Genomic DNA, 20,117 nt, shown 5'->3' on the forward strand with positions numbered 1-20,117 from the left:
TCCAAAACTCTTTTCTATGGCAATCCCGCTAACGCTCCATTGTTGCCGGATGGTCAAAATCGTCCAAGGAACTTGAACCTCCAAGGAAAACAAAGCCGCTGGGGGGAATCGAACCCCCGACCTGCTGATTACGAATCAGCCGCTATACCGCTAAGCCACAGCGGCAACTGCCCTAGAATATTACACCTTCGGAATTAAAAAGGTATCACCCGCCGGGAACCCGCCGGTCCGGGCCCGTTCAGGAGTACCCCCGGATGGTGACGTTGCTCTCCTGCTGGGCGGCGGCCTCCGGGGCGGGGATCTTGCCGAACTTCTGCTCGTAGTCGGCGACGCTCTTTGTGAGCACCTCGACCAGGTTCTTCGCGTGCCGGGGGCTGATCGAGACGATTGCCTTCCCCCGTGCCTGGTTCATGCCGGGGATCTCGTGCAGGAAGAGGAACGTGAACTCGTCCTCCTTGTAGGCGATCTGGATGCGGTTCGAGTAGACCGGGTCGAGATTGCCGGGAATGTTGACCGATATCTCGCGGTTTGCCATACCCTTCTTCTGTGACTCCCTCCGGCATAAGAGTTGGTCTTGGCCGGGTCGCCGCCGGTGCGGAGCGTAAGGCGCTAAATAGCGGGAGGACGTACCTCCTATCAAACGCAACCACGTTATCCATGACCGACTACATCCCGGTATCCGGCGTCGTCGCCTGCCACGTCTGCCCCCGCCGCTACTACTTCGAGCGCTCGGAGGAGCACCCGGAGTCACCCCGCTACACCGTCTGCAAACAGGTCTCCACACACCTCGGGGAACTCCTCGAAGCGGAGCAGATCTGGCGGGAGGTCCTCTGCGTACTCCCCGATGCCTCCGAAGAGACCCGGGAGCTTCTCGACGAGTGCGTCGCCGCCTGCAGCGAAACCTCCTGGCAGCGGCCGGTCCAGGCCGACCTCGGCGTCGAGTCCGACACCCTCGGCATCCGGGGAAGAGTCGATAAAGTCTTCGAGGACGGCACGTTCGCCGTCGCCAGGTCGAGCACCGCCCCGAAGGCCGGGGTCTACGGCACCGACCGGCTCCGGGTCGCCTGCTACGTTGCCTGCCTGCACGAAACCCTCGGGCGCCCCGTCGCCGGCGGCTACGTCGAGTACGTCGCGAGCGGCGTCTGCCGCTACGTCGAGCCCCAGCCCCGGGACCGGCGGGAGATGATCAAGGCGATCCGGGCGGCAAAGAGGGTCGTCGCGGGGGAGATCCCGCCGCGGCCCCTCCGGGCCCCCTGCGAGGGCTGCCCCCACCTCGAGCGGTGCACCGCCGGGCCGCGGCGGCTCTCGGACCTCTTCTGAACAGTCTGGAGTTCGAGGGATGCGAAGACATAGCCTCACGCGAAGCCGCGAAGAACGCGAAGCCCGTGTGGCTATTAGCGTTCCCCTTCGCGGCTTCGCGCCTTCGCGTGAGTCAGTGGTGCCCGGTCAGGCAGGAGTGTGCCACTACCCTGCGTTCTCGAGCAGCGTCTTCGATAAAATATACTCGTCTTTCGCCTCGCGGGTCGTGCCGACGATCAGCCACCGCTCGTCGCCGTGCTCCTCCACGACGCCCTTCGCCTCGATAACCTCGCCCGCAAGCGCCTGACCCGAGTAGGTATGAGTGAACGAGAGCACCCGGGAGATTCCATCATGGTCCACCGCGTAGACCACCGGGCTGTCGAAGGAGAGCGACGCGTCCGTGACCGTCGCCTCGATCGTCGCCCGGCCGACCACCTTCCCCGCACCGGCCGGAACCGCGTCTAGGTTCCCGTAGTCCCGGGTGTAGAGGAGGTCGAAGTAGGTCCCCTCGAACTCCCCCCGGTTCCACTTCCGCTGCTCGTGCAGGACGAAGGCCTCGAACGATATCTCTGGCACCCTTTTATCGTAGACCTTCCGCCACATCGCGGCGCTCATCCCGGGGATCACCCCCCTCTCCACGAGGCGGCGGAGCTGGCCCTGCGCGGAAAACCAGGCGCCGCCGTAGACCACCAGGTCGATATCCGATGCGTCGTTCTCAAGGCCGCAGAGGAGCGAACCCGTGCACCCGAACGAGCCCGGTGGAAGATCGAAATGAGCAAGAAGCCTTCTCACCCGCTCGTTCCGGGCCGTCACACCGGCAATCTCCTCCTCCGGCTTGTAGACCCGGGCCACGTCGCAGTAGGGCACCCGGTGGACACTGTCCAGGTACTCCGGCTTGTGCGCCCGGACCCAGTCGAACGACTCGCCAAAATCGTATTTGTGGTACCGCCGGCCGGCGAGGCTCGTCCGCTCCCCGTCCGCGTCGGGGACGTAGCGGAGGATGCACCCGATCCGGTCGGCGTTGTCGTAGTTCGAGACCGCATAGAGGCAGCCGTCGCGATCCTCGATGAAGTCGCGAAGCCGTATCGAATTCATTTCAGGCTCTCCAGGAACGCCTCCACCGCTTCCCATCCCGCACCCTTCCGCAGGATGCGCCGGACGGTCAGGTCCACCACCGTGCTCGGCGTCCCGGGGAGTTCCCCCCCGTCGACCAGGTAGTCGTGGGGGACGGAGATCTCGTCGGGCCGCGTCGGCGGGATGTCGTCCGAGATGTTCGCGCTGGTCGCCGTGATCGGCGCATCGAGCCGGGCGATGATATCGACGGCGACCGGATGATCGGGCCACCGGATGCCGACAAGGCCGGTGCCGCCCGTCAGCACCGCCGGCAGGCAGGACTTCGCCGGGAGGATCACCGTCACCGGGCCGGGCAGGAACCGCTCGATGAAAGCCCTCGCCGCATCGTCCACCTCCGCGACGGCGGAAAGCATCTCCATATCCGAGACCGCAATCGACATCGGTTTACCCACCGGCCGGTTCTTTGCCTCGTAGACCCGCATCACCGCATCCTCGGAGAGGGCGTCCGCCCCGAGGCCGTAGACTGTCTCGGTGGGATAGACGATGAGCCCGTCCCGCGAGAGCACTTTGACAGCCATATCGATCGGATCCATCAGAACTCACGCCCACGCACGCGGTTGATATCGAAGACCGCCTTGCCGCTGACGTGCATCACGGCAAAGACCCCGGCCTGGATGGGGTCGGTCACGACCAGGTCGGCATGCCCGGGGACACTCCCGGCCATCTTGAGGGCGATCACCGGGATGCCCCCCGCCCTCACCCGGTCCACGGCCCGCGAGACCTCGCCGCCCATCAGCGACCCGGCGAGCACCAGGATGGACGCCCGGGGAAGCCGCGCCACCGCGTCCACGGCGAGCGCGAGGGTTTTTTCGCCGACGAGGGGGATCGTGTCCACCGATATCCGCTCGCCGCGGATGTTGTGGCGGTCCGCCTCGTTCACGGCGCCGAGCGCCACCTGCGCCACCTGCGCACCTCCGCCGATGATGATCACCCGTGACCCGAATATCCGCGAGAACGGCGGATAGATGGTGACGTCGACGACGGATGGCACCCTTGCCAAGTCGGCGATGAGCTCCGGGTGGTTCCCGCACTCCTCGAACTCGAAGTAGAGGCAGGCCTTCCCGGTGTTCGGGCCGTCGGTGATGATCGACTGCTGGATCATCTGGATGTTGGCCCGGTAATCCGCCATCACCGTGGCCACGTCGCGCAGCACGCCTGCCCTGTTCTCGGTGATGATGCTCAGGGCATACATATCGGTATCGGTGGTCATGACCCTCCCCCGCCGGAGATTAAAACGTCCTCCGATCGTTTCACGAACAGGGCATTTTTCGTCATATCCTCGTTAATTGATAGATTTTGGTCTCATAAGGGTTATAGGTTTTCAGTGGCGGTCTCCCTCGCGGCAAGAGCGGCCGCGAGAAGGCCCAGAGGAATGTTGAGAAAGTACAGAACCAGCCGCCAGAGCACGACGAAGAGACCGAGGAGGTAGGTGGGCACGACCCGGCTATACAGCGTGGCGGCGCCGAGCTCCGCGATCCCTGCCGCACCGGGGACGAGCGGAACGGCCGCGATCATCTGGAGGACCCCCTGGAAGAGGAACGACTCGGGAAAAGACGGCGGCAGCCCGAGAGCGACGAGCAGCGCCGACGCCGTGGAGAAGAGGAAGACCCAGTCGAGGATGCTGATCAGGATCGCGCCGCCGACGGCCCGGCGGCCGGCCCTCGCAAACCGGGAAGAGCCCGCGGCAAAGGTCTCGGCCTCGCGCTCGACCCGTTGTGCGAGGCGCTCCGCACCCTCCGCGCCCGGACAGAACCGGAGCCAGCGCCGGCTCCGGCCGCACCGGGCGAGCACACGGGAGGCAACGCTGCCGAGCACCCGCTTCGTGAAAGACGGGCGCCGGACCAGGACGGCGAGCGCGAGCAGGAGGACGAGGACGAGGATGAGGAAGGCCGCCACCGGGTAGAAGACGGTGGCGGCAAGGTAACTCCAGAGGTGCCGGACGGCGAGAAGGGCGGCGAGGGTGAGGGAGACGAAGACGGCGAGGTCGAGTACCCGCTCCGTGATGACGACGGCGACGGCGTCCCCGACGGCCAGCCCTGAATGCGAGAGCCGGTGGATCCGGACGGGCTCGCCACCCACCTGGCCGGGGGTGATCGATCCGGCGAAGAGCGAGAGGAACTGGGTGACCGTGAGACTCCGGAACGGCACGGTGTAGCCGAGACCGCGGCAGAGAACCCCGATCCGCACCATGCGGCAGAGGATCGACGCGGCCCGGAGCCCCAGGGCAAGAAGGAGAGCCGCGACGCCGACCTCCCCGAGGTAGGCCCGTGTCTCGGGAGTGAAGGTCGCCGCGAGAAGCCCCGCGAGAGCTGCGCCGCTGATGAAAAGCGAGAGCGCGATCCAGCGCCGGCGCTTCATGCCCGTTTCTCTCCCCACAGAACGCTCGTCCCGTTTAGCACCACGGCAGGTAGGTATCGCTCATCACGATTACATCTTCCCCCGGAGCGGGGTTCGGGAGTCCTCCTGATCCGACGACCCGGAAGGCATCGCCGCAGGAGCACCCGTCAGGCCGGCGAGGGTCCGGAACACGGGAGAGCGTTCTCCGGGGGCAGGGCACCGCCGTTCGAGAAGCCTTATGGGCGGTGAGCAATAGATCTCCCTTCCATGGATGGCAAACACCGGGCGGCCTACACCGTGATCGTCCTCTTTGGTGTAGTGAGCCTTTTCGGCGATATCATCTACGAAGGGGCGCGGAGCGTCTCCGGGCCGTACCTCTACCTCCTCGGCGCCGGCGCCCTCGCCGTCGGCGTGGTCGCGGGCCTCGGCGAGTTCCTCGGCTACGCCCTCCGCCTGGTCTCCGGGTACCTGGCCGACACCACGCGGCACTACTGGGCGATCACGTTCATCGGCTACGGGATGCTCGCCGCGGTCCCGCTCCTCGTGCTCGCCGGGTCCTGGGAGGGCGCCGCGCTCCTCCTCATCCTCGAACGGATGGGGAAGGGCATCCGGGTGCCCGCACGGGACGCTATCCTCGCGAACGCCACGACGACAGTCGGGCGGGGCTGGGGGTTTGCCGTACACGAAGCCCTCGACCAGATCGGGGCGATCATCGGGCCGCTGATCTTCACCGCCGTCTTCCTCGCGCAGGGAGACTACCGGAACGGGTTTGCCCTCCTCGCCATCCCGTTCGCGCTGATGATCCTCGCTCTTCTCTTCGCCCGGCACCGGGCACCCGAACCGGCGTCGCTTGAGGGCGGCGGCCCCGCCTCCCGGGCAACCACCCTCCCGGGCTCCCTGCTCCCCTACGGCGTCTTCACCGCGCTCACCATGGCCGGGTTCGCGGCGTTCCCGATCATCGCCTATCACTTCGCCATCACCGGCACGGTCTCCGAAGCAGAGATCCCGCTCTTCTACGCCGTCGCCATGGGCGTCGACGCCGTCGCGGCCCTCGTGATCGGCCGGGCGTACGACCGGTTCGGGCTCGTCACCCTCCTCTCCGTGCCGCTGCTTGCCATCGGCATCCCCTTTCTCGCCTTCGGGACCAACTACGCCTTCGCTTTCGTCGCCGTGGTGCTCTGGGGCGCGGCGATGGGTGCGCAGGAGACGATCCTCCGCGCCGCCGTCGCGGACTACACCCACATCAGCAAGCGCGGGACGGCGTACGGCATATTCAATACGGTTTACGGGGCGGCCTGGTTCGCCGGGAGCATCTTCATCGGCTGGGCCTACACGGTCGCCGTGCCGCTCGTCGTCGGATTCCTGGTGACGATGCAGATCGGGGCGCTCGCAGCGTTCGCCCGGGTGAGGCATGGGTTTGCCGCACCGGCGTGACCCGGGGTATAAAAAAGGTGGGGACCGCCGGATGCGTATCCGGTAGTGTCGAAGGGGCAAGGGTCCCGGCGTCACCGGGCGCGGATCTCCTGTGCCACCTTCCGCCCGAGCTCGTAAGCCCGTGCGAGCTCGTCGCCGTCCGGACGGTAGTTCACCTGGAACCCACCGCCGATCACCTCGATCCCGGCCGCTTCCAGGGCCGCATCCGCCTGGGCGACCGCACCGCCCATGCCGCCGTGCGACCCGAAGGCACACCCGATCTTCTTCGCTGTAAGGCGGCCGGGCGCAAGCCCGCGGAGGTAGCTGAGGAAACCGGCCACCGTGGGGAGGACCTCGTCCTGGAGTGTCGGCGACCCGACGAGAACCGCCTTCGAGTCGAGGATCTCCGTGACGACGTCGCTCCTGTGCGTTCCTTCGTAGCGGCCGTCGCGGAGGAGGCAGACCCGGACATCGGCGCCTTCGGCCATGACGCCCTCGGCGATCGCCTTCGCCATCATCGTGGTCGAGCCGTGCATGGTGTCGTAGACGATCGTGACCTTATCCTTTGCAACGCCCCGGCTCCAGTCGGTGTAGGCCTTGAGGATATCGCCGGCATGCGACCGCCAGATGACGCCGTGGCTCGGCGCGATCATCCTGATATCGATCCCGAGACCCCCGACCTCGTCGAGCTTCTTCAGGACCTTCGGCGCCAGCGGTATGATCAGGTTCGCGAAGAACTTCTGCGCGTGGGCCATCGCCGCGTCCCTGCCGAGTTCGTCGTCGAACCGGGCGGCGCTTGCGACGTGCTGCCCGAAGGCGTCGTTCGGGAAGAGAATGGCGTCTTCGGCGAGGTAGGTGAACATCGAATCGGGCCAGTGGAGCATCGGCGCCTCGAGGAAGACGAGCGTCTTCCCGCCGAGGTCGAGGGTATCGCCGGACTTAACGACCCGGATGTTCCAGCCTGTAGTGTCGTAGTGGCGGGCAAGACCGGCGCGAGCCCGCTCCGTGCAGTAGATCGGGGTGTCGGGCATCCGCCGCACGAGCGCGGGCAGGGTGCCGGAGTGGTCCATCTCAATGTGGTTCACGACGATGTAATCGATCATAGCGGGGTCGCAGACGGACCCGACACGGCCGAGGACTTCGCCCTCGAACCCGTGGTAGGCGCCGTCGATGAGCGCGGTCTTCTCGCCCCGGACGAGGTAGGCGTTGTAGGTCGTTCCCGGGAGGGTGTAGCCGTGGTACTCCCTCAGGTTCCAGTCGATCGCCCCGACCCAGTGGACGCCGGGGGCAAGTTCTGCAGCCATCATTTCTATCACCCAGTTGTTCGGAACAATACGAACATTCCAGTATATCCGAACAATTGATATATCTCCCTTTCGATTTTACTCTATGGAGCACGGGATGAACAGCCGAAGACCCGGGCGGCCGAAGGCGACCCTGGAGATCGACCTCTACTCGACTCCTGCGGGTGCGCGGGCGGTCGAGAACCCGGTGCGGCGTGCTATCCTCGCGGCCCTCAGGGAGCGCGAGCACACGTTCGATGAGATCGTCTCTCTTGTGGGCCGGGCGAAGTCGACGGTCTCGGTGCACCTCCAGGAGATGGCGGCGGCGGGCGTGATCGGGTCCCGGACAGACCCGGAGGACTCCCGCAAAAAGATATTCTTCGTCACCGGCGACCTCGTCGCGAGCGTCTCGCCGGACAACCGGGTGGCCGATGCGATAGCCGCCTATGCGGGGGCGTACCAGGCGGGGTCGGGCGACCCCAACGTGTTCTACCGGCTCGTGTTCCGGACGATCCGGGTCTCGCTCATGCAGGAGGGGATCCTCCTCGACCCGCTCCTCTCCCGGGCCGGGGAGCGGATCGGCGAAGAACTCTACCCGGCGGTTGCCGATCCGGAGACCGGAGCCTTCTGCGCGAATATCGCCCGGTTCTGGGCGGAGCACCGCCTGGGAAGGGTCGAGATCGCGGAGACGGACCCGCTCGTCCTCCTCGTCTACGACTGCTTCGAGTGCGCCGACCTGCCCGTGACCGGGAAACCCGCGTGCGCGTTCGACTCCGGCATCCTCCGGGCACTCTTCTCCCGCCACTACGGCCGGCCGACGGCGGCGGTCGAGACCCGGTGTTACTCGATGGGGTTCGACCACTGCCGGTTCGAGATCGCTGTGGAAGGCGGCGGAGAACGGGCGTGACAGCGCAGGGGTGCCGGATCTCGGAATAACAGGCAAAACCCGAGAAATAAAATCGTCATGCGATAGCCGGGGATCGAACCCGGACTAGAGGCTTGGGAAGCCCCTGTCCTACCATTAGACTACTATCGCACCGGTACCGGTACATGTTGGCCCAGGAGAACATAAACATTCGGCTCACTCCGTTGCCTTCCGGCAACGCGGCAGGGTGAACGTGACGGCAGCCCCCCCGCCCGGGCGGCCGGGGATCCGATCGCCCGCACGGACGCTCCCCCCGTAGCGTTCCACAAGCATCCGGACGATGTAGAGGCCGAGGCCCTTACCGCTCTTCTTCGTCGTGCCACGGTGGTTGCGTTCGAACAGACGCGGCTTGAGGTCGTCGGGAATCCCCGGACCGGTATCGGCAACCGTCACCGACACCGTATCTTCCTCCTCCCGAACGCCGATAGCGATCTCGACGGCCGGCCCGCCGAACTTGATGGCATTGCCGATCAGGTTTGCAAAGACCTCGCTGACGAGGTCGTCGGCGAGAACCGTTGCATCCGCTCCGGTGCAGGCAATACGGGCATCCGCGTGGTAACTGCAGATCCCCCGGATCACCGGCTCGAGCCGCACCGGCCGAAGCTCGGCAGGCCCGGCCTTGAGCCTGCGAAGCGTCAGGACGTTCCGTATGATCTCGCTGCTCTGGTAGACGGCCGCAAGCGACTTCCCGACGAGCGCCCCGTCCGACTCGGCAGCGGACTCGAGGTGCATCTGCAGGTAGCCCATCGCGATGGTGTTCGCGTTGTTGATGTCGTGGGTGAGGATATCCATGTAGAGGTTGGCCTCGGCGGCCGCGGCGTTCGCCTCCTCGAGGTACCGATTGGCGGAGGCGAGTGCCGCTTCCAGATCCTCCTGGAGCATACCCTTCACGACCGCATTGCCGAGCTCGTTGCCTATGGCAAGAAGGACCGCCCGCTCGCTTCGCGTGATCGTCCCCCTGACCCTGCTCCCGACCCCGATCCATCCCGCCGGGCCGTCGTCGCCGGGGATTGGCACCACGGCAAGAACCCGAACCCTGGAGCCGGGATACCTCGTTGAGAAGTCCTCGATGCACTGCATCGCGCCGGCCTGGAGAATCTCCTGGTAGAGGGGATCCTCCCGGCGCACCACCGGCGGCAGGACCTCGCCCACCCCCTCCTGGGCACGGAGAACCGCCGCATCGTCCCGGGGGCGCATCAGGTAAACCGCCCCGTGGTCGAACCCGAGCAGGGTGAGAATCTTTGCGAGCGAGACCCGGCAGAGGTCTTCCAGCCCGTGGGCTGCAGCCGCGGCAGCGACGACCTCGTTGACGACCGAGAGGCGCATGTTCTCTTCCCGAATCGCCTCTTCCGCCCGATGCCGTTCTGTGACGTCCCGGAGCGAGACGACCAGCCGTCCCGGGGCGGCTCCGTCCTGTGCGAAGCGGGTGATCGTAATCTCCGCGGGCCATTCGGTGCCGTCGAGCCTGCACAACGTGCACTCTCCCGAAGCAGGCGCCTCCCCGGAGAGGGCCTGTTCCCGGTAGGCCCGGACGACCTCCCGATCCCTCCCGGCAACCAGATCGTACGGGTTCCGCCCGACCAGATCCTCCCGCCCGGCCCCTCCGAAGAGCCGGATCGCGGCCGCATTCGCCTCCACGACCTCCCTGCCCGAATCGGTCAGGAGGAACCCGACATCGGTGGTGTCGAGGATGACCCGGAGTGTCTCCTCCGAACGACGGAGCCGGCTCTCCATCCGCTTCAGTTCCGCCGTTCCGGTGACCACCACGCAGCCCTCCTGCCGGCCGGGGAGAAGGCCTGCCGAGAGGAGCACCGGGCAGGACGTCCCGTCCCGGCCGGCGAGGCTGCAGTCCAGGCCTTCAATTCTGCCCTCCTCGAGGGCTCCGGCGAGCCCGGGATACCCGGGCCAGATCGCGGGCACCTCCAGGGACGGGACATCGTCGTCCGGATATCCGAGCATTGCAGAGCACTCCCGGTTCATCTCCGCGATCTTCCCGGTTTTGGGCGAGAAGAGAAAGATTCCCGCCCCGGACGTCTCGAAGATCCCCCGGTACCGGCTCTCCCGTGCCTGCAGGCGACCGGAGAGGTTCGATACGACGACGGCGACGACGAAGAACATTGCGATGCGGAGCAGGGCGTTTGCAATCTCTACCCCGTCGCCCGGGGAGAAGTATAGCACCTCTGCAAAGTAGCCGGCGGCAAGCGCACCGGCAAACGCAACGCCCCGCTCCGGGTACCGGTAGGCCGCAAGGACGATCGGGATGTAGAAGAGATGGGAGAAGACGATGAAAATTCCGGTGGAGAGGCAGTACGTCGTGGCACCGAAGGCGATCAGGACGGAAGCAGCGATGCTAACGTTGAGAAGGCTCTCCTTTGTGAACCCGTCGGAGAAATGGTGTTCCGGGTGCCCTTCCTTCACGCAACAGAGGTCGCTTTAACCCGTAATAAACCCCCACGAATCGCTTTCCGCCCCGGAACCGGGCACACCTCCGATACCCTTAAGACGCCTCCCGGAGAATATGATGCAGCACAATATGTGCTGGCTATGGTAAGTCCGACGTGCTCCCGGAAGCACTGCCCGTAAGGGGCTCGGGATTACAGAGATTAGTCAGTAAAAGGACTCTTTTCTGGACTTAGCATAGTATATCTAACGGAGGTGCATGAATGGCAAGAATGTACGCTCGGCGCCGCGGAACCAGCAGTTCCGTCCGACCCTACCGGAAGGAAGCGCCCGAGTGGTCCAACACGGACACAGCTGAGATCGAGAAGATCATCGTCGAGCTCCGCAAAGACGGCATGTCGACCAGCCAGATCGGCCTTGCGCTGCGTGACAGGTACGCCGTCCCCGACGTCAAGCTCGCCACCGGCAAGCGCGTGAACGAAATCCTCCGCGAGAAGGGCCTTGAATCGGAGATCCCCGAGGATCTCCGGAACCTGATGCAGAAGGCACTCGGGATAAGGAAGCACCTTGCGGAGAACAAGAAGGACGTGCACAACGTCCGGCAGCTGCAGATTGCCGAGTCCAAGGTGCGCAGACTGGTCAAGTACTACGTCAGGTCCGGACGGATGCCGAAAGGCTGGACCTACAAACCGGAGACCGCGGAGATCCTGCTCACCCGCTGATGATCCATGTCGCTTGACGCCGCTGCTGCAGGTCTCGCCGACCACCTGCTCAAGCAGGAGTTCGTGGAGGTGCTGGCGCACCACGATGCGGACGGTATAGCCGCCGCATCCATCCTCTGCCACGCCATGTTCCGCAAGGGCGGACGGTTCCGGCTGAGGATCCGCCCGGGCATCACCACGGCCGACCTCCCCGGCGACGGCAGCGTGCTTCTCTGCGACTTCGGATCGGCACTCACGGACCTCCCCGGCGACGTAATGGTGGTGGACCACCACCTGCCCCATTTCGAGGGCGACTACCACGTCAACCCGCACCTCGCCGGGATCGACGGCGACCGGAACCTCTCGGCGGCCGGCGCGGCCTACCTCGTCGCCCAGCGCATGGGAGACAACCGGGATCTCGCGGGGCTCGCGCTCCTCGGGACCATCGGGGACGGTCAGGTCATCGAGGGGCCGAACCGGGAGATCGCGAGCGATGGCATCGCGAACGGATTCATCGCACCCCGCCGCGGCCTCCGCCTCCCGGGGAGAGGTCTCGTCGAGCAGCTCGCGCTCGCCGTCAACCCCTACCTCCCCGGGTTCTCGGGCGATCCCGAGACCGCCCGGGCACTGGTCGCCGAGGTCACCGACGAGGACGACGTGGACGTCGAGTCCCTCCTCTCCCGGATCGTCCTTACGGCCGCCCCGAACGCATCAGTCTCCGCCATGTGCGGGATCTGGGGCACCACCTACAGCCTCGGCCGGGAGGTGATCGACGAGGCCCTGAATCTCGCCGCCGTCGTCGACGCCTGCGGCAAGGCAGGCAACGGCGACATCGGCGCATCGCTCTGCCTCCGCTCGAGCCACGCGCTCCAGGAAGCCTGGGAGATCACCGCCCGCTACCGGCAGGCGGTCGTCGCCGGCATCCGCGGGGCGCGCCGTCTCGACGAGCGCGTCGCCCTCTTTGCGGTGGACGACGGAGGGGTGGCAAGCGACGTCGCGGACGCGCTCGCAAACGACTTCGTCCAGAACGGCCCCGTCTTCGTCATCGGAGAGAGCGGGGGCCGTTACGCCGTATCGGCACGCTGCCCGCCGGGCATCGACCTCGACCTCGAGGCGCTGATGCGGAGGCTCGCGGAGGCGTGCGGCGGCCAGGGCGGCGGACACCGCCGGAGGGCCGGCGCCCGGATCGGCGCCGACCAGGCGGACCGGTTCAGGCAGGAACTCCTGGAGGCGATTCCCGCATGATGCGGATCGAGGGCACCATCGAGACGCCGCACAGCCTTCCCGAATGTGTGGCGGCGGCACTCGAGCCCGACAACCTCACCCTGATCAGGACATCCCCGATCGGGGGAGGGGTGCGGGCCGAGATCGACGGGACAAGGCTCCGGTCGATCATCGCTTCGGTGGACGACTACCTCATGAACCTGGCGATAGCGGAGGACGTATGCACCTCCGCCTCACGGCGGCGGCAGAGCGGATCGGAGAAGTCCGGAGTGGAATCAGGATCTAATGGGCTGAAAAATCGATAATAACGGAAAAGAAGTGATACCATGGCAAGGAAGAAACAGGTTGGAAGAAGGCTGGAAGGCTGGAAGGCCAAGAAGTGGTACCGTGTTTACGTACCCGACGCCTTCGGCAAAGCCGAGATCGGCGACGCCATCTCGGCCGACCCCGAGAACATGGTCGGCCGCATCATGACCGCAACGCTCGGCGAAGTTGTGCAGGACTACTCGAAGTCCCACATCAAGATGAGATTCAAGATCAACAACGTGGCCGGCGACGCCGCGTACACCGAGTTCGTCGGGCACGAAGTGACCCGGGACTACCTCCGGTCGATGGTCAAGCGGCGGGCATCCCGCATCGACACCATCCACCCGATCGTCAGCAAGGATAAGAAACTCCTCCGGGTGACGGTCGTCTGCCTCACCCTATCGAGGGCCGACCAGAGTCAGGTCCACGCCGTACGGCAGGCGATCTCGCAGGCCCTCTCCGCCCGGGCGGCGGAGAGCGACTTTGAGACCCTGGTCAAGGATATCGTCTCCGGCGACATGGCCCGGGACGTCTTCAAGGTCGTAAAGACGATCTACCCGATCCGCCGGGTCGAGATCACCAAGTCCAAACTGGAGCAGGTCGCGGCCGTATAAGGCCGGCTGCCCACCCCACTTTTATAATCATCCTGTCTTCGCCGTTCCCTCGATCCCGGTGACCGGGACAAGACGAAGGATATATGCCCTATGACCGGATATACCTCCGCCGGAGTGGCAACGAGGTGATCATGGTGACGGCCCAGGGGCAGTATGCAGGTACGCGGCGGGCAGACCGGGTTCTGCTCAGCGAACGGCCTTTTGACGAACAGCAGGCGATAGCGAGGGAAATCGTCAGGAGAATGCTCGTCGAGTTCCACCGCGAGTGGACCGACCTGCAGGGCAGGGAGAGCGGCAAGGCCCTGATTCTCGCCTCAAACGCGCTGCTCGAGCGGTATTCGCACCAGCTCTACGACGTCATATGCGGGATGGAGTCGATCCTCGGCGAAGACCTCGCCGTGGAGATCCGGTGCCTCACGGCCGATATGATCAAGACGACCAATATCCTCATCATGCTCGGCTGCGGGGAGGAGTGCCGCGCCGAAAGCGACGCCCTCGCGAAGGAGGCGCTCCGCCAGGTCGAACAGTGCCTGACGCTCGTCCAGAAGGGAGGAGGCGGCCTGTCAACCAGGGTATTCGTCGTCCACCGGGAAGAGTAATCAGGTTCTGGATCGCACCTGTTCTCGATGACTGCTCACAAGGTTCTCTTCCTGGTACTGGACGGGATCTCCGACCGCCCCTGTGAAGCACTGGACGGGCTGACCCCGCTCGCCGCCGCACGGACCCCGGTTCTCGACCGGATCGCCGCTGAAGGCGTATGCGGGATCATGGACTCCATCGCACCCGGCATACGCCCCGGATCCGACACCTCCCACCTTGCCCTGCTCGGCTACCCGCCGCACGAGTACTATACCGGCAGAGGCCCGCTCGAGGCCGAAGGGACCGGCATCCACATGACCGCAGGGATGATCGGGTTTCGGTGCAACTTCGCCACCGTGGACGCAGACGGCCTCGTCACCGACCGCCGGGCCGGGCGGATCTCCGAAACGGAACCCCTTTCGGAGGCCATCCGGGACGGCGTGGATCTCTCGGCGCTCGGTCTCGAGTTCCGGTTCGAGTCGGGCGCCGGCCACCGGGCGGCCCTCGCCCTCGTCGGAGAGGGGCTCGGCGATAAGGTCTCCTCGAACGACCCGAAGAAGGAGGGGGTACGGCCGCCCGCCGTCCGGCCCTGCACCGACGATGCAACGGACAGAAAGACCGCCGAGGCGTGCAACGAGTTCATCCGCCAGTCCTCACAGATTCTTTTCGACCACCCGGCGAACGTCCGGCGGATGGAGGAAGGGCTCCCGCCGGGAAACCTCCTCCTGATCCGGGGCGCAGGGAAGATGGGCGCGTTCCCCCAGTTTTCCGAACGCTACGACCTCTCCGGGAGCGTCATCTCCGCGGCCACCCTCATCTCCGGGATCGGGAAGGTCGTGGGGCTCGAGCATATCCCGGTGCCGGGGACGACGGGATCGGTCGACTCCGATCTCGACGCCAAGGTGAAGGCGGCCATAGGCGAACTCGGCCGGAAAGACTTCGTCCTGATGAACATCAAGGGCGCGGACGAGGCCGGCCACGATGGGAAGGGCATCCAGAAACGGGATTTCATCGAGGTGATCGACACCGCGCTCGAGCCGCTGCTCGCGCTCTCCGACACCCTGCTCATCGTCTGCGCCGACCACAGCACCCCCTGCTCGGTCAAAGATCACAGCGCAGACCCGGTCCCGGTCGTCATCCGGGGACCTGGAGTCCGTATCGACCGGACGAACCGGTTCGACGAGGTCTCGTGTGCAGAGGGCGGCCTCCATCGTATCCGCGGCTGCGATCTCATGCCGATCGCCCTGGATCTAATTAATAAGAGTCATAAGTATGGCGCATGAAGATTATACCAGGTAAATGGAACCAACGGGAGACCACGACTGGATCAGGGCCTGCACCCTCCCCGACCACACCGAACTCCAGGAGAGGACGCTCAAGACCGGGCAGGACATCGTCATCGGTGAGAAGTGCCGGATCGATTACGGCCTCTTCGGAAACGACGTCGTGGTCTGTGAATTCAGCAAGATAAACGGCGACATCGTTGCAGGCGGCGACGCCAGAATAGATAACTGGTGCGAGATCAACGGAGACGTCGTCGTGGAGGAGGACGCCTACCTCGGCGAAGGCGTGAAGATCCAGGGGAAGCTGGTCGTCAAAGGGGACCTCGATATCGGGGACAACGTCCAGATCGAGCGCGGGTTCGAGGCGAAAGGCTGGATCTCCATAAGAAACCCGATGCCGGTCATCATCTACATCATGATGTATCTGGTGGCCGTCCTCGGGATCGAGAAGGAGGAGGAACTGAGCTCCGTCCTCGAGAAACTCTTCGGCGACGACGAGGCGCCCGGCGAAACACCGCTGATGATCCCGGCCGGCGCCGTCCTCAACATGCAGACCTTCTCGGTCCCGGAGAAGATGGCCATCGGGACGAGATGCCGGCTGCACGGGAACATCCGCGCCGGCTCGATCGCGGTCCGGGAGGAGACGACGATCTTCGGGAGCCTGCATGCACGGGAAGGTGCGAACATAGCCAGAGGAGCTGTCATTCACGGCGACATCCAGAGCAACGGCGATGTGGCGATCGAGCAGGAGGCGCATATCCTCGGGAACGTCTCCTGCCGGGGCCTCACCCTGCACGAGGACGCCCGCGTGGACGGCGTCATCCGGGCACCGGGAGGCCTGAAGATCGAGAGGCGGGCAGCATGAAGATTGCAGATATCCTTGAGGTCGACGGGTGCCGGCTGGTTGAACCGTCGTTTGCGGAACTGACGGCAGATGCCTGTACGGCGCTGCTGTTCCGGGCTGCACCGGACGAGGCCCGCCTCCTGGTCGATGAGGACGAGGAGCCGATCGCGCTCGCGCTCCACGACGGCGAAGGATGGCACGCTGCCTCGTTCCTCTTTCGGGACCCGACACTCGCCGCCATCGAGTGTTTCGAAGCCGTCGGCGGTGAGATTTACCAGGAAACCCGGAAGGCATGGCTCTCGGCGGTCCGCGAATATTACAGCATGGAACTCACGAAAACCGTCATGCCTGCCCTCGAAGACCTGCGTCCCGACCGGACGGAGATGGTCCGCGGCCTCCTCGACGAAGTCTGGGGCGACCGTGCGGGAACTCCCTGCCTCGACTGCTGTTGCGGGTCCGGGGTCGGCACCGCGGCCCTCCGGGCCGGCGGGGTGCGGGCGCTCGCCTACGACAACGACCCGTCTCTCCTCGCGCTCGGCCTCTCGAAGGGCCGTCTCGTGCCCTCCGATACCATGTGCATCGACGCGCGCGAGGCTTCCCGCTACATCGCGCCGGTGCCCCTCGGCGTCGCATTCATGGCCGGGGAGATCTACTCCTACAACGCAGCCCTCTGGAAATCGATCCTTACCGGGCTCCTCGCCCTCACCGACGAGACGCTGATCACCGTCGGCACGGAGGCCGAGGCGGCCCTGGTGGAAGGGTGGTGCACGGAAGAGGAGCGCGACACCGAGGTCTTCGAGAACCGGCGCGACCCCCTCTACGACAGGTGGTATTGCGTCGCGCGGCGGGCGTGATCCCGGCCGGCGACCCAATGTATAAGGTGCAGCATCGCCAACTATTTTCTCCGCAATTGTGCAACACCGGCCGCAGACCGGGCCCTGCGGCCTTGATTCCTATTCGGTGCAACCTGCATGAATACCGCCAAACGCATCTATAACGTCTTATTCATCTCCGTCTTCGCCACCATGCTCGGGCTCGGCGTCGTCAGCCCGCTCCTCCCCATCTACGCGGAGAACCTCGGAGCGACCGGCATCTGGCTCGGCATCATCTTCTCGGCATTCGCGCTCTCCCGGTCGATCTTCATGCCCGTCATCGGGCGGATATCGGACCGGCGGGGGAGGAAATGGATCATCCTCATCGGCATGTTCGCCTACGCGGTTCTGTCGCTCGCCTATATCGTCGTCGACAGCGTTTACTCGCTCACGGCCGTCCGCTTCGCCCACGGGGTCGCATCGGCCATGGTCGTCCCGATAGCCATGGCCTACGTCGCCGACCTCTCGGAGAAGGGAAAAGAGGGGAGCCATATGGGGAACTTCTCCATCTCGATGTTTCTCGGCATGGGGATGGGACCGCTCCTCGGTGGATTCCTGAACGATGCATTCGGGTTGGACTCGGTCTTCTACGTCATGGCCGGCCTCTCGGCGTTCGCCACGCTCCTCGTCGGCGCCTCCCTCCCGGAGGCAAAACGCAGCAAGTTCACGGTTCAGGAAGGAAACACCGTCCCGATGCGGGAGATTCTCACGCTGCCGGTCATGCGGGGGGTGATGGTCTTCTCCTTCATCAGCGCCCTCGGGCGCGGAGGCATGATGGTCTTCATCCCGATCTTCGGCCCCTTGATCGCGATCAGCCCCTTCGAGGTGGGCATCGTCCTCTCCGCGAACACCTTCCTGATGGCGCTCCTCCAGGTGCCGATGGGAAGGATCACCGACACCGGCAACAAGGTCGTCCTGATCGTCGTGGGGTCGGCAATAACGGCATTGGCGATCGCTGCGATTCCTTTCTCGGGGTCGTTCGGGCCCCTGCTCGCGATCACCTCCCTCGTCGGTATCGGGGGCGCCATCCAGCAGCCGGCCATCATGGCCCTGACGGTCGATGCGGGCCGGACAATAGGAATGGGAACCTCGATGGGTGCCTACAACACGGTCTTCGGGATCGGCATGATCATCGCACCGCTGATGGGGGGCGTGTTCATGGACTACATCGGCATCGACGCCGTCTTCTACGTGGGCGGGGCGGTAAGCCTCCTCGGGACCGGTATCTTTGCCGTAATGATGCAGAGAAACGCCCGGAAAAACGCCGGCAGGGACATTCCCGGGCCTGAATAGATTATTTTCCTCTCACTGCCCTCTCCCCGGTGCTGCCGGATGAAAGACCGGCATGCCCCTTCTGATACCCGGGAACGTCCAACCTTCCGACTCAAAAAAGGTATTCTGGCCGTAAATTTCTCCCACACATGGGAAACTATTATATACTACATGCGCCATCATGGGATACGATGGTGCGCCGATGAAAAAACGCGCCGGAACCGCCACGATAAACACCTGCAGGACGATCGGATGACCTCCCGGATACACCCCGCAGGCCACGAGCGGGTATCTGCCCGGCACAGGTGACACAGTACAACAGCATGGTCCCCTGCAAAAGTGCACCGCTGCTCCCGGCTGCCCCCCTCCTCGCCCTCATCCTCCCATCCGATCTTCCGGGTGAGATCCAGATCTCACTGGGCATCCTGCTCGCCGAACTCCTTCTCGTCGGCATCGCCTTCGGGGTGCTCGGGATCTGGCTCAAGGAGCGGGATGTGGCAGCCCGCATCTCCGGCATGGACACGAGTATCGAGGGCATCAGGACAGCGAACAGTGCCCCGCCCCGCCTCCCTGCCATCGGGGGCGACCCGGTCTCGCGGTTTGTCGACGAGGTCAACCTGATGCTCGACGAACTGGAGCGCTCCCGGCAGGAACTCCAGGAAAGCAGGGACCGCTACCGCCTCCTCTTTGAGAGCGGGAACGATTTCCTGCTCGTATGCGCCGTCGGGAGGGAGGGGACGCCCTACCGGATAATGGATGCGAACACGCTCGCCTGCCGGAGTCTCGGGTACGCCCGGGATGAACTCTTCGCCATCGCTCCCCGGTCAGTCATCCTCATCAGGGGCGACTTCAAGAGAAACGACCACCGCCTGCATTCCGCCGACCTGATTCCCCGGGAAGGCGAGCGGATCCCGGTTGAAGCAAGCATCCACCGCATCACTCTCGGGGGCACGCCGGCGATCCTCATCATCGCCCGGGATGTGACGGAGAGGAGGAGGGTGGAGAAGGAATTGATGGATTATCGCTACCGCCTGGAGGAACTGGTGACGCAGCGGACGGAAGAACTCCGGAAGGCAAACGAGAGCCTCAGGCGCGAGATGAGGGAGCGGGAGAGGATCGAGCGGGAGAGGATGGAGGCATACCGGCAGATAGAGAGGAACATCGAGCAGTTCGCGGTCCTGACCGACCACATTAGAAACCCCCTCCAGGTCGTCCAGGGGATGGCCGACCTCATCGACGACGAGCGGGCGGACAGGATCCGGGAGCAGGTCAGGCAGATCAAGGCGATCCTCCGGCAGCTCGACGAAGGGTGGGTCGAGTCGGAGAAGGTGCGGGAGTATTTGGAGCGGTATCGGTGAGGGGGGTTGGACAACATTAGTTTCCTGTGGCACCTCGTTCATGTTTTGGTAGTTGCAAATCCCATGCACGGATTTTCATTGGACCATGCACCTGGCGGTGCTCATGCTCTGGACATTCCGTCCACCGCAAGTCCAAAACCTTCGGTCTTCTCCTGCGATGTCCCGTAGGGGCATCGCCTATCGCCATGACTGCCCCCGCCCTTAGGGCGGGGAACGACTGGCCGAAGGGCAGGAGTTGAAGCACCGAAGGTGCGGGGGAGGAGGCCGGAGGCC

The 20,117-nt window shown here is 64.9% G+C and carries 20 protein-coding genes and 2 tRNA genes; 13 read left to right on the forward strand and 9 right to left on the reverse strand.

What is annotated here, in order from left to right; all coding sequences use genetic code 11:
* Window positions 1–93: 93 nt before the first annotated feature.
* A tRNA-Thr gene (locus BRA62_RS10315) sits at window positions 94–165 on the reverse strand.
* A 73-nt stretch (window positions 166–238) separates the two neighbouring features.
* Complete coding sequence (locus BRA62_RS10320; RefSeq protein WP_292366486.1) at window positions 239–535, reverse strand: DUF3467 domain-containing protein; 297 nt, start codon at window positions 533–535, stop codon at window positions 239–241.
* 122 nt (window positions 536–657) lie between these two features.
* Here BRA62_RS10320 and BRA62_RS10325 point away from each other — a divergent pair, with 122 nt between their 5' ends.
* Window positions 658–1,320, forward strand: a complete 663-nt coding sequence (locus tag BRA62_RS10325) for a CRISPR-associated protein Cas4 (RefSeq protein WP_292366487.1) — start codon at window positions 658–660, stop codon at window positions 1,318–1,320.
* A 144-nt stretch (window positions 1,321–1,464) separates the two neighbouring features.
* Here the strand turns inward: BRA62_RS10325 and BRA62_RS10330 are convergent, their stop codons facing one another.
* From BRA62_RS10330 to BRA62_RS10345, 4 genes are all read right to left on the reverse strand, one after another.
* Window positions 1,465–2,394, reverse strand: a complete 930-nt coding sequence (locus tag BRA62_RS10330) for a DNA polymerase subunit beta (RefSeq protein ID WP_292366488.1) — start codon at window positions 2,392–2,394, stop codon at window positions 1,465–1,467.
* Complete coding sequence (locus BRA62_RS10335; RefSeq protein WP_292366489.1) at window positions 2,391–2,966, reverse strand: L-threonylcarbamoyladenylate synthase; 576 nt, start codon at window positions 2,964–2,966, stop codon at window positions 2,391–2,393. The genes BRA62_RS10330 and BRA62_RS10335 overlap by 4 nt, the downstream gene beginning before the upstream one ends.
* Entirely contained in the window at window positions 2,966–3,643 is a 678-nt protein-coding gene (locus BRA62_RS10340; RefSeq protein ID WP_292366490.1) for a DUF5612 domain-containing protein, read from the reverse strand. The genes BRA62_RS10335 and BRA62_RS10340 overlap by 1 nt, the downstream gene beginning before the upstream one ends.
* A 101-nt stretch (window positions 3,644–3,744) precedes the next feature.
* On the reverse strand, window positions 3,745–4,791 hold the full coding sequence (locus tag BRA62_RS10345; RefSeq protein ID WP_292366491.1) for a lysylphosphatidylglycerol synthase transmembrane domain-containing protein: 1,047 nt from the start codon (window positions 4,789–4,791) through the stop codon (window positions 3,745–3,747).
* A gap of 246 nt (window positions 4,792–5,037) precedes the next feature.
* Between BRA62_RS10345 and BRA62_RS10350 the strand changes: the two genes are divergently transcribed.
* Complete coding sequence (locus BRA62_RS10350) at window positions 5,038–6,204, forward strand: MFS transporter (RefSeq protein WP_292366492.1); 1,167 nt, start codon at window positions 5,038–5,040, stop codon at window positions 6,202–6,204.
* A gap of 71 nt (window positions 6,205–6,275) precedes the next feature.
* Here the strand turns inward: BRA62_RS10350 and BRA62_RS10355 are convergent, their stop codons facing one another.
* Window positions 6,276–7,490: an FprA family A-type flavoprotein gene (locus BRA62_RS10355; RefSeq protein ID WP_292366493.1), complete on the reverse strand. Its 1,215-nt coding sequence runs from the start codon at window positions 7,488–7,490 to the stop codon at window positions 6,276–6,278.
* Between the two features lie 82 nt (window positions 7,491–7,572).
* Here BRA62_RS10355 and BRA62_RS10360 point away from each other — a divergent pair, with 82 nt between their 5' ends.
* On the forward strand, window positions 7,573–8,373 hold the full coding sequence (locus tag BRA62_RS10360; RefSeq protein ID WP_292366494.1) for a V4R domain-containing protein: 801 nt from the start codon (window positions 7,573–7,575) through the stop codon (window positions 8,371–8,373).
* 58 nt (window positions 8,374–8,431) lie between these two features.
* Here BRA62_RS10360 and BRA62_RS10365 read toward each other — a convergent pair.
* Together BRA62_RS10365 and BRA62_RS10370 are read right to left on the reverse strand one after the other, a co-directional pair.
* Window positions 8,432–8,502, reverse strand: a tRNA-Gly gene (locus tag BRA62_RS10365).
* Window positions 8,503–8,547: 45 nt separating this feature from the next.
* Window positions 8,548–10,809 carry a PAS domain-containing sensor histidine kinase gene (locus tag BRA62_RS10370; RefSeq protein ID WP_292366495.1) on the reverse strand — a complete coding sequence of 754 codons (2,262 nt, stop codon included), beginning with the start codon at window positions 10,807–10,809 and terminating at the stop codon, window positions 8,548–8,550.
* Between the two features lie 245 nt (window positions 10,810–11,054).
* Between BRA62_RS10370 and BRA62_RS10375 the strand changes: the two genes are divergently transcribed.
* The 10 genes from BRA62_RS10375 (at window position 11,055) to BRA62_RS10420 (ending at window position 19,844) form a co-directional block, all read left to right on the forward strand.
* On the forward strand, window positions 11,055–11,513 hold the full coding sequence (locus tag BRA62_RS10375; protein ID WP_292366496.1) for a 30S ribosomal protein S15: 459 nt from the start codon (window positions 11,055–11,057) through the stop codon (window positions 11,511–11,513).
* A gap of 6 nt (window positions 11,514–11,519) precedes the next feature.
* The gene (locus BRA62_RS10380) at window positions 11,520–12,737 is read left to right on the forward strand and encodes a DHH family phosphoesterase (RefSeq protein ID WP_292366497.1); all 1,218 of its coding nucleotides are present in this window, start codon (window positions 11,520–11,522) and stop codon (window positions 12,735–12,737) included.
* Window positions 12,734–13,021, forward strand: a complete 288-nt coding sequence (locus BRA62_RS10385; protein ID WP_292366498.1) for a KEOPS complex subunit Pcc1 — start codon at window positions 12,734–12,736, stop codon at window positions 13,019–13,021. Before BRA62_RS10380 ends, BRA62_RS10385 begins: the two co-directional genes overlap by 4 nt.
* Before the next feature lie 21 nt (window positions 13,022–13,042).
* On the forward strand, window positions 13,043–13,636 hold the full coding sequence (locus tag BRA62_RS10390; RefSeq protein ID WP_292366499.1) for a 30S ribosomal protein S3ae: 594 nt from the start codon (window positions 13,043–13,045) through the stop codon (window positions 13,634–13,636).
* A gap of 131 nt (window positions 13,637–13,767) precedes the next feature.
* On the forward strand, window positions 13,768–14,235 hold the full coding sequence (locus BRA62_RS10395; protein ID WP_292366500.1) for a hypothetical protein: 468 nt from the start codon (window positions 13,768–13,770) through the stop codon (window positions 14,233–14,235).
* Window positions 14,236–14,262: 27 nt separating this feature from the next.
* Window positions 14,263–15,498, forward strand: coding sequence for a 2,3-bisphosphoglycerate-independent phosphoglycerate mutase (locus BRA62_RS10400; RefSeq protein WP_292366501.1), 1,236 nt, complete (start codon window positions 14,263–14,265; stop codon window positions 15,496–15,498).
* 16 nt (window positions 15,499–15,514) lie between these two features.
* Window positions 15,515–16,363, forward strand: coding sequence for a polymer-forming cytoskeletal protein (locus BRA62_RS10405; protein WP_292366502.1), 849 nt, complete (start codon window positions 15,515–15,517; stop codon window positions 16,361–16,363).
* Window positions 16,360–17,196 (forward strand): hypothetical protein, encoded by an 837-nt coding sequence (locus BRA62_RS10410; protein WP_292366503.1) that lies wholly within the window; start codon window positions 16,360–16,362, stop codon window positions 17,194–17,196. The genes BRA62_RS10405 and BRA62_RS10410 overlap by 4 nt, the downstream gene beginning before the upstream one ends.
* A 117-nt stretch (window positions 17,197–17,313) precedes the next feature.
* Window positions 17,314–18,507 carry an MFS transporter gene (locus tag BRA62_RS10415; protein ID WP_292366504.1) on the forward strand — a complete coding sequence of 398 codons (1,194 nt, stop codon included), beginning with the start codon at window positions 17,314–17,316 and terminating at the stop codon, window positions 18,505–18,507.
* A gap of 284 nt (window positions 18,508–18,791) precedes the next feature.
* Window positions 18,792–19,844, forward strand: a complete 1,053-nt coding sequence (locus tag BRA62_RS10420) for a PAS domain S-box protein (RefSeq protein ID WP_292366505.1) — start codon at window positions 18,792–18,794, stop codon at window positions 19,842–19,844.
* The last annotated feature ends 273 nt before the right edge of the window (window positions 19,845–20,117 follow it).

The sequence above is a fragment of the Methanoculleus sp. UBA208 genome, from assembly GCF_002498065.1.
Taxonomy (GTDB): Archaea; Halobacteriota; Methanomicrobia; order Methanomicrobiales; family Methanoculleaceae; genus Methanoculleus.